A 9,369-nucleotide genomic window follows, 5' to 3' on the forward strand; every position below is an offset into this window, starting at 1 on the left:
ACTTGTCGATCGTCTGTTGGTGATACTGGTTTGCAAAGAGGTCATTCTTAATGGCGCTGCGTTTCTTCATGGTGGTTAGCTCAGTAGACCAGCTTCCGATAACTTTATCAGCAAAATCAAACTCGGCTTAGGTTTTTCGAGGTGCCCTAAGGTCTTTTTGCCAAATAAAGAAATAAAATAATAACCAATACGGGCACCTAAACCGGTCTTATTAAGACTAACAGAAATCATTATTGAAATACCTATCAACCAAATAAGTTGATTTGAAAAACCGCTCAATGCATCATTAATGGCTTCCGTCGGATTATTAGGATTAGTTACTCCCGTAATAGCAATTAATGCAATTGCGATAATGGAGATTGCACCTATTGGTAAGGCTTTACCTATGATAGCTATTATAGTCCCAATAAAAAGCGCAAATAATTGCCAAGCATTTACCTCAACACCATCAGGAGTAGGAATAATAAACCAGATGATGAGAGTGATTATAATAGCAATTATGGTTGGTAAAGGTTTGAATGGGGTCAATTTATCCATACTGTATTATCCAATTGGTGAAATATATCTACACAAAAAATAATTAATAATTTATAAATTAAAAAATCACGCTAACAAATCATACAACTACTTATTATATAAATTTATAGATTAGTAACTATATTTATTTTTATCAAGCTTAATAATAAATATTAATTTATAAGTTTATTAAATTATCCAATTTATTCTTTTAATTTTTATCTCTTTATTGTAAGAATAAGTTATTTTTATATGTTAAAAATGTGATATGTATTACAAAAATCACAATAAATTTTATTCATTAATTCACTAAGATAAACTATTTCTATTTCTTTTAGTCTTAGTGGTTTTCATAATATAGCAAATTAATCATAATTATTTATGGTTAATTTTATCAAATAACAAATAAGTTTATTTGTTTTATTAAAAAACAATAGATTTATTTGAAAATCAGAATTACTTTATAAAAAATAATATATTTTATATTACAATATAATGTGTAAATCTATTTATTTTTGAATAGATATAAAATTAAAGTCAAAAAAAAAGCAGCAAATCAATATGTCCATTTGTGCTAACCCAAAGCCAAGAAAGATGGTCTTTATCGTTAATGATAAAGACCATCCAATATGATTTTATATCAGTTCAGATAGACCTATTTCTCTATCCATTCAGTATGAAAGATACACTCTTTATCGATCCGCTTATAAGTATGAGCGCCAAAATAATCACGTTGTGCCTGAATCAAATTTGCCGGTAAAAAAGCAGAGCGATAACTATCATAATAAGAAATTGCTGCTGTAAGCGTAGGTAATGGAATACCATTTTGTATACCAAAACAGCCAATATCCCGTAATGATTGCTGATATTCATCAGTAATATTCTTAAAATAAGGCGCTAACATTAAGTTTGCTAAAGATGGGTTTTGGCTATAGGCATCAGTAATTTTTTGCAAAAATTGCGCCCGAATAATACAACCAGCGCGGAAAATCCTGGCAATTTCACCATAATTTAGCTGCCATTGATATTCATCCGATGCTGCTTTTAATTGCTGAAAACCCTGTGCATAGGAAACGATTTTACCTAAATAAAGTGACCGACGAACTTTTTCAATAAATTCCTGCTTATCACCTTTAAATGAATTAACAGCCGGCCCAGTCAGGATTTTTGCTGCTGCCACCCGCTGCTGTTTTAAAAAAGAGAGATAACGCGCAAATACCGATTCAGTAATAAGCGTAACAGGTACTCCCAAGTCTAAGGCACTTTGACTGGTCCATTTTCCAGTTCCTTTATTAGCGGCTTCATCCAATATGACATCAATCAAATAATTACCGGTCTGGTCTTCTTTTTTACGAAAAATATCGGCCGTAATTTCGATTAGATAACTACTTAATTCCCCTTTATTCCATTCAGTAAAAATATCAGCTAATTCTTCATTATTTAATTTTAATGCGTTTTTAAGTATTGAATATACCTCAGCAATAAGCTGCATATCACCATACTCGATGCCATTGTGCACCATTTTTACATAATGACCTGCACCATCAGGACCAATATAGCTGACACAGGGCTCACCATCGGCCTTAGCTGCAATTTGTTGCAAGATAGGTGCCACTAAATCATAAGCCTGTTTCTGTCCACCAGGCATGATAGAAGGCCCTTTTAATGCACCTTCTTCACCACCAGAAACGCCGGTCCCAATAAAGTTAAAACCTTGTGCTGAAAGTTCTTGATTACGTCGAATAGTATCCTGAAAATAAGTATTACCACCATCGATCAGGATATCACCTTTATCCAGATAAGGTGTTAAGGAAGCTATGGTTTTATCTGTCGCCTCACCCGCTTTCACCATTAATAAAATACGACGTGGTTTTTCTAATGAATCAACAAATTCTTCAATTGTATGACACGGAATTAATTTTCTACCTGGATTTTCTGCGATCACTTCATCGGTTTTTTCTTTAGAACGATTAAAAATCGAAACAGAGTAACCTCGGCTTTCAATATTGAGCGCTAAATTACGTCCCATAACAGCCATACCAACTACACCAATTTGTTGTTTTGACATGAAAAACTCCTGTCTGACAATTCATTACCCACAATTAACGAGCAAATATATTTTTACGTATTGATATATTAACTTACTCTATAGTTTGGTGATAGTGATTTCATGTCTTCAAGGACACGATATTTCGGCTAAAAACGATTAAAAAAACGTTATTATATTGAAATTTTTGTTCAAAGTGCCCATTATTCTAAAGGTCGGCATAAGCCGTCATATTAGAAGGTAAAATAAATTTTATGGAATGGATCGCTGATCCTACGATGTGGGCGGGGCTTCTTACTCTTATCGTACTCGAAATCGTGCTTGGCATTGATAATTTAGTCTTTATCGCTATCTTAGCTGATAAATTACCGGCTAAATTACGTAATAAAGCAAGAATAACTGGTTTAACCTGCGCACTATTTATGCGCATCATCTTATTGTTTAGTCTCACTTTACTCGTTTCACTAACCAATCCTATCATTAATATTTGGGGTCACCCATTTAGTGCGCGGGATATTCTGATGCTTGGTGGCGGGCTGTTTCTGCTTTTTAAAGCCACTATGGAGCTTAATGAACGATTAGAAGGTAAAGACGAACGATCTGGCAAGCAACGCAAAACGGCTAAATTTTGGGCTGTTGTCGCGCAAGTTATTGTATTAGATGCTATTTTTTCACTTGATTCGGTAATCACTGCCGTAGGTATGGTTGAACATATTGGCATTATGATTGCTGCAGTCACTATTGCTATGATCTTAATGATTATCGCTAGTAGACCATTAACCCTGTTCGTTAATACTCATCCTACTATTGTTATTCTCTGTCTCAGTTTCTTACTGATGATCGGTTTTAGCTTAGTTGCTGAAGGGTTTGGTTATTTGATACCGAAAGGCTACTTATACGCTGCTATTGGTTTCTCTATTATGATCGAATCACTTAACCAATTTGCATTATTTAATCGCCGCCGTTTTTTAAAAGGCACCAAATCACTGCGGGAAAGAACCGCAGAAGCAGTATTGCGGGTTTTAGATGGTCAACATGAACGTGCTGAATTAGATCATCGCACCTCTGATTTAATCGCTGATAATAATGGTATTTTTGATCCACAAGAACGACAAATGATTGTTCGTTTATTAGGATTCGCTCAACGTAATGTTAGTAGTATTATGACTTCGCGCCATGACGTTGAATACATTGATATCAACAAGCCTGCCGATAAGTTACTTTCATTGCTAGAAAAAACACCACATACCCGTCTTGTTGTTACAGATGAATCGATAAGTGATGAACCGGTCGGGGTTATATACGTTATCGACATATTAAATCAACAATTAAAAAAGCAAAAACTTAACCTACATGCCTTAATTACCCAGCCACTAATTTTCCCTGAAGGCTTATCACTACTTCAGGCATTAGAGCAGTTTCGTAAAGCTCATACCCATTTTGCCTTTATAGTTGATGAATTTGGCTCTGTCGAAGGAATTGTTACGCTGACGGATATTATGGAAACTATTGCCGGTAATATGCCAATCAGCGAAGCAGAGGTGGATTCTCGTCATGATATTCAACAATTAGAGGATAGCCGTTGGGTTGCTAATGGCTTTATGCCTTTAGAGGATCTGATCCTGTATGTGCCAATTACTCTTGATGAAAAACGTGAATATGAGACAATTGCCGGATTATTAATGGAGCATCTACAACGAATGCCTGTGGTAGGTGAACGTATCAAAATTGAAAATTGGATTTTTGAACCGTTGGAAGTCACCAGCCACCGCCTTAAAAAAGTGTTGATTACCCCCCTGCAACTGGCTAAAAATGATGTTAAACAGAATATTACCTTAACATAAGACATAACGCGCTAATTAGCGCGTTACATTTGTCGAATATTAAGCTAAAACTAATTTTGCGATTTAACTTCTTTGTCTAACCAACTATCTAGTGCTTTTTTAGCTTGCGATTGAAACTCATCACGCAGCAATTTTTCAATATTCAATTGATATTGTAAATTTTTCCACTTACCATAAATACGCAGAGGAATGGCCAATTGATTAATTTTATTAATAAAATTATCATTTCCATGCCAGCCTTTATTGATATTAACCAGCAATTTCACGTCTGCTGATTTCCCAGCTAAATTTAGCCAACCGTTACCATCGATACTCATAGCGTCTGAAGAAGCAACCAGATTTGAGAACGATAGCATTCCTTTATTAAGTTTTGTATCAACGGTTAAATTTTCAATTTGCGTATTTTCGTCAAGATTTTGCGGGGTATCAATTTTATCAGTAAGGCGTGAAAAGGCGTGTTGGATCAGTGAAGCTATATTTAATCCTGTTAACTGTGCCTTGGATAACATTACATTAGCGTTACCGGACCACAAATTTAGCAGCGCAAATTTATCATATCCAGGTCCTGATAAATTTGCTGCTAACATCAATGAACCATCTAGTTTGGTCGGCATGTCAAAGGATTGCAGCAACGGGGCCAACCTAACATGATTAAATTTGGGCTTAGCCGTGACAATAACCGGACTATTTTGATAATTTAAACTAATAGGTAATTCAAAATTTCCACCTAATAATCCACCTTCTAGCTGACTAATATTTAATAACGCTTTTTTATTGGTTATCTTAGACTTAAAGCTATCAACAACTAAACCTCGATATATAAGTTTATCGGCAGAGATTGTTGCTTGAAATGGGAATTGCTTTAAATAACTTAAATCATAACTATCGGTTTCAACCGTCGCAATAACAGGCTTAGGACTTACTTGAGGCGTTATCTTTGTCTCTGTTAAAGGTTGTAATAAAGATTGCCAACCTAAAATCTTATCTAGATCCAGTTTTGTGGAAGTAATATTTAATTGATAATTTGGTGATTTACCTAAATGAGCCACTAAATTTCCAGTTAAATTACTATCATTGACGTCAATAGCTAAATTAGACAGGGTTAATATTAGTTGCTGATCATGCAAATAATCAAACAATAAAGTTGCATTGCCGCTAATGCCATCTGTTGGTAAATTAATACCACTAATTTTATATTCTAATTGATTGATTTCCGCAGCAATCTGATGCGGATAATCTGCAATATTTAACTTACTTTTTAAAGAAAAAGTGAGATCTTGCTGATCCTTACTTACATTACTACTAAAATTAACACTAATAAAACGATTATCTTCCCTGCTGAGCGACAACATAATATTACGCATATTTAGCTGGGTATCATTATCCAACTGCCAAATTAACAAACTATCAGTTAGTTTTATTTTATTAATCTCAAATAACCATTTGCTATCATTATTATTTTTCCTACTAATACGGTTAAGACCCTCTGGTGCAATCGGGGCATCTGGATTTGATTTTGCTTCACTATCAGGAGTAGCGCGCAAAACTGCATTACTGATTACAATTTGTTCAACAGACAGTTGGTGGGAAATTAACGGCCATAAGGAGACATCAAGCCGCATGTTATCTGCACTAATGGCCGGCTTAGTCGCGCCCGGCGCGGTGAGTGAAATCGGCCCAGTAATAATACTTAGCCTAGGCCATACATGCCAACGCATTTCGCCTTGAAAAACTAAATGGTAGCCGCTTTTTTGTTCAACTTTATCAATTAAATAGTGACGAAAATCATTGGGATTAACGAGCAATACTAGCGCCGTTAAGCCGGCTAAAATAACCACCATCAGAATAGCTAATGTGGTCAAAAATCGTTTCATCACTGTCTCCATCAATGGTATTCAAACAAACAATTAATGACTTCATCTTTAGATAGCTTATTTTCCGTGACCTGAGAAAATAAAATTATTTTGGTTATAGCATGATTTCAGCTAAACACCGAATTAATTAACTTAAAATATTACAATTTATGATTACTTTTATCATCTTCACTAATTCTACTCCCTACCGCACCTTGTTGATTTTTATATTTTGCATCCTGACGGCGATTATAGGGGCGTTCAGCTGAACCGGATAAAACTTCAAAACTTAATGCGCCAATAACCATACCCGGCCGTAGTGCCAATGGCAGTTTACCTGAATTATAAAACTCTAGCACAATCTGACCGCACCAACCGGGATCAATACGGTGAGCAGTAACATGCACCATTAATCCCAAGCGGGCAAGAGAAGAACGGCCATCAAGCCAACCAACAGCATTATCAGGCAAAGTGACCGATTCTAAAGTGACCGCCAATGCTAATTCACCCGGATGCAAAAAAAACGCATCATCATGGCTTAAGGTAATTTCATCACTCATCACCCGATCTAATGCAGCATTAACTTCATTTTTGGGCCCACTAAGATCGATATAAGGTGCAGTATAGCCCTGAAATATTCGAAATTTATTGCCTAAACAAACATCAACGGTTACCCCATTGATCCGTTCGATTGATGGGCGCGGTTCAATAACCAATTTCTTTTCATCAAGCCATTTAACTATATCACGGTCACAAAGTCGCATTTTTCCATCTCCTTGCGAGAATGCCTAATCTATTTATAGATAATTATTGGCAGAACTCCCCTATTTTAGCTTTTAGAATATCAATCGCCACTCGATTTTTTCCACCACGAGGAACAATAATATCTGCATATTGTTTCGATGGCTCGATAAATTGAAGAAACATTGGGCGAACAGTTTTAGTATATTGTTCAATAACAGAATCTAATGTTCTTCCTCGTTCATTGACATCCCGTTTAATTCTTCTTACTAAGCAAATATCCAATGGCGTATCAACATAAATGGCAAAATCCATATTCTTACGTAAGCGCTTATCAGTTAATAATAAAATACCTTCAATAATAATCACTTTTTTAGGCTGAAAAAACATGGTTTCATGCTTACGTGTATGCTGAGTATAATCATATTGTGGCAGATCAATGCCTTTGCCTGCCTTCAACAATTGCAGATGATGAAAAAGCAGATCATGATCCATTGAATTGGGATGGTCGTAATTTACTTTCACTCGTTCTTCCATCGGCATGTCATGTTGATCTCGATAGTAACAATCCTCAGTGATCACACCAATATTGTGGTCACCCACTTGAGTACGTAATTCATGATAAAGCGTTTTCGCAATAAGACTTTTACCTGATGCTGAAGCACCTGATATACCGACAATAGCGCACTTATGTGCTGGATCAGCCATTTTAAATAACCTGAGTTTAAATAATGGGAATTAATATAATTAAATATTATGAGCGCCGGAATTATAAGGGGTTATTATAGTATCTTCCAGCATTTAAAATTAGGTCTGGCTAATTTTAATAACAAGACCTAATAATTATCACTTCATATTTTTTTCAAGCAATAAGTTATGAAACTAATCAGTTTAAATAGCACGGAAAGCAATTTCAGTGGGAATTTTCTCTCCTGCCCAATACATTTGGGCAGAAATCGTCGATGCTATTTCTCGATAAATATCAGCGAATTCACCATTAGGATCGCGCATTACTGTCGGTTGACCTTGATCTAAATCCTCACGCAGAGAAATATGTAACGGGATCTTACCTAACAGCTGGCACTGGTATTTTTCAGCCAATATTTCTGCACCACCAGAACCAAAAATAGGCTCCACGTAGCCACAATTGCTACAAATATGTAGACTCATATTTTCAACAATACCCAATACCTGCACTTTCACTTTGTCAAACATCGCGATGCCTTTCATCGCATCAAGCAAAGCAATATCTTGTGGTGTGGTAACAACAATCGCCGCGGTAACGGGTATATTCTGTGCTAAGGTTAATTGAATATCACCGGTTCCAGGTGGCATATCAATCACTAAATAATCTAAATCTGGCCATTCGGTATCCTGTAACATTTGCATCAAAGCCTTGCTAGCCATTGGACCACGCCATATCATCGCATTGTCATCATTAATCAAATAACCAATTGAATTAGTTGCTAGCCCATGATAAGACATTATCGGTACCATATGATGTCCATCAGGTGATGTGGGCCGCTGATTTTTAGTTGCCAACATAGTCGGAATAGAGGGACCATAAATATCAGCATCCAGAATACCTACCTTCGCTCCTTCTTGCGCTAATGCCAACGCCAAATTCACTGTTGTAGTTGATTTGCCAACCCCTCCTTTACCTGAACTGACAGCAATAATATTACGCACTCCATTAATACCAGGCAAATTATTCGCCCTACGTAATGTATTGATATTATGACGTAATTCCCACTCTATTGTTTGAGCGCTAGTTATTTTTCGTAATTGCGGTGTCAGCTGCTCAATTAATAACTTAAAAGGTGTTTTCCAGGCAAAAGGCATGACTAATTCAATATGTAAAACATCATCGAGTAATACACAATGACATAATGCTTTTAATGTACTCAGATTACTTTGCAGTGTCGGATGAGAAAATGTGTCTAAAACCTCAGCGACTTGCTGAGTTAACTTTTTTGCTTTTGTTTTTTTCAAGGATCCTGAATTCATCGCAGCTCCTTTTATTTAGTATTAAATTATCAATAATTAATCACTACATCATACCAGAGAACAATTTAATTAAGACACGAGTTTCGCAGTCTCTAAAAAAGAAGTATAAATTTAAAAACAAGAAAAAATCAGGATGTTCATATTTTGTCCGGTTATCCATGCATTAAAGATATCTATAAAATATTCTTGCAAGTAAGCAGTGTAAGATACTCTAGGGCACCTCGAAAAACCTAAGCCGAGTTTGATTTTGCTGATAAAGTTATCGGAAGCTGGTCTACTGAGCTAACCACCATGAAGAAACGCAGCGCCATTAAGAATGACCTCTTTGCAAACCAGTATCACCAACAGACGATCGACAAGT

At 35.9% G+C, this 9,369-nt stretch carries 6 protein-coding genes and 1 pseudogene; 1 reads left to right on the forward strand and 6 read right to left on the reverse strand.

Features of this window, described 5'->3' with window-relative positions:
• Positions 1–144: 144 nt before the first annotated feature.
• A pseudogene (locus CBG25_RS19210) lies at positions 145–537 on the reverse strand (SLC13 family permease); the annotation flags it as partial.
• 634 nt (positions 538–1,171) lie between these two features.
• A complete protein-coding gene (gndA, locus tag CBG25_RS19215) occupies positions 1,172–2,584 on the reverse strand; it encodes an NADP-dependent phosphogluconate dehydrogenase (RefSeq protein WP_290608660.1) in 1,413 nt (470 codons plus the stop codon).
• A 233-nt stretch (positions 2,585–2,817) separates the two neighbouring features.
• Between gndA and CBG25_RS19220 the strand changes: the two genes are divergently transcribed.
• Positions 2,818–4,407 (forward strand): TerC family protein, encoded by a 1,590-nt coding sequence (locus tag CBG25_RS19220; RefSeq protein ID WP_290608662.1) that lies wholly within the window; start codon positions 2,818–2,820, stop codon positions 4,405–4,407.
• Between the two features lie 50 nt (positions 4,408–4,457).
• Here the strand turns inward: CBG25_RS19220 and asmA are convergent, their stop codons facing one another.
• From asmA to apbC, 4 genes are all read right to left on the reverse strand, one after another.
• Complete coding sequence (gene asmA, locus CBG25_RS19225; RefSeq protein ID WP_290608664.1) at positions 4,458–6,281, reverse strand: outer membrane assembly protein AsmA; 1,824 nt, start codon at positions 6,279–6,281, stop codon at positions 4,458–4,460.
• Positions 6,282–6,421: 140 nt separating this feature from the next.
• Complete coding sequence (dcd, locus tag CBG25_RS19230) at positions 6,422–7,024, reverse strand: dCTP deaminase (protein WP_032115375.1); 603 nt, start codon at positions 7,022–7,024, stop codon at positions 6,422–6,424.
• Between the two features lie 43 nt (positions 7,025–7,067).
• A complete protein-coding gene (udk, locus tag CBG25_RS19235) occupies positions 7,068–7,709 on the reverse strand; it encodes a uridine kinase (RefSeq protein WP_290608666.1) in 642 nt (213 codons plus the stop codon).
• A 183-nt stretch (positions 7,710–7,892) separates the two neighbouring features.
• Complete coding sequence (gene apbC, locus CBG25_RS19240) at positions 7,893–9,008, reverse strand: iron-sulfur cluster carrier protein ApbC (RefSeq protein ID WP_290608668.1); 1,116 nt, start codon at positions 9,006–9,008, stop codon at positions 7,893–7,895.
• Positions 9,009–9,369: the final 361 nt, after the last annotated feature.

Source organism: Arsenophonus sp. ENCA (assembly GCF_002287155.1).
GTDB lineage: Bacteria > Pseudomonadota > Gammaproteobacteria > Enterobacterales > Enterobacteriaceae > Arsenophonus > Arsenophonus nilaparvatae.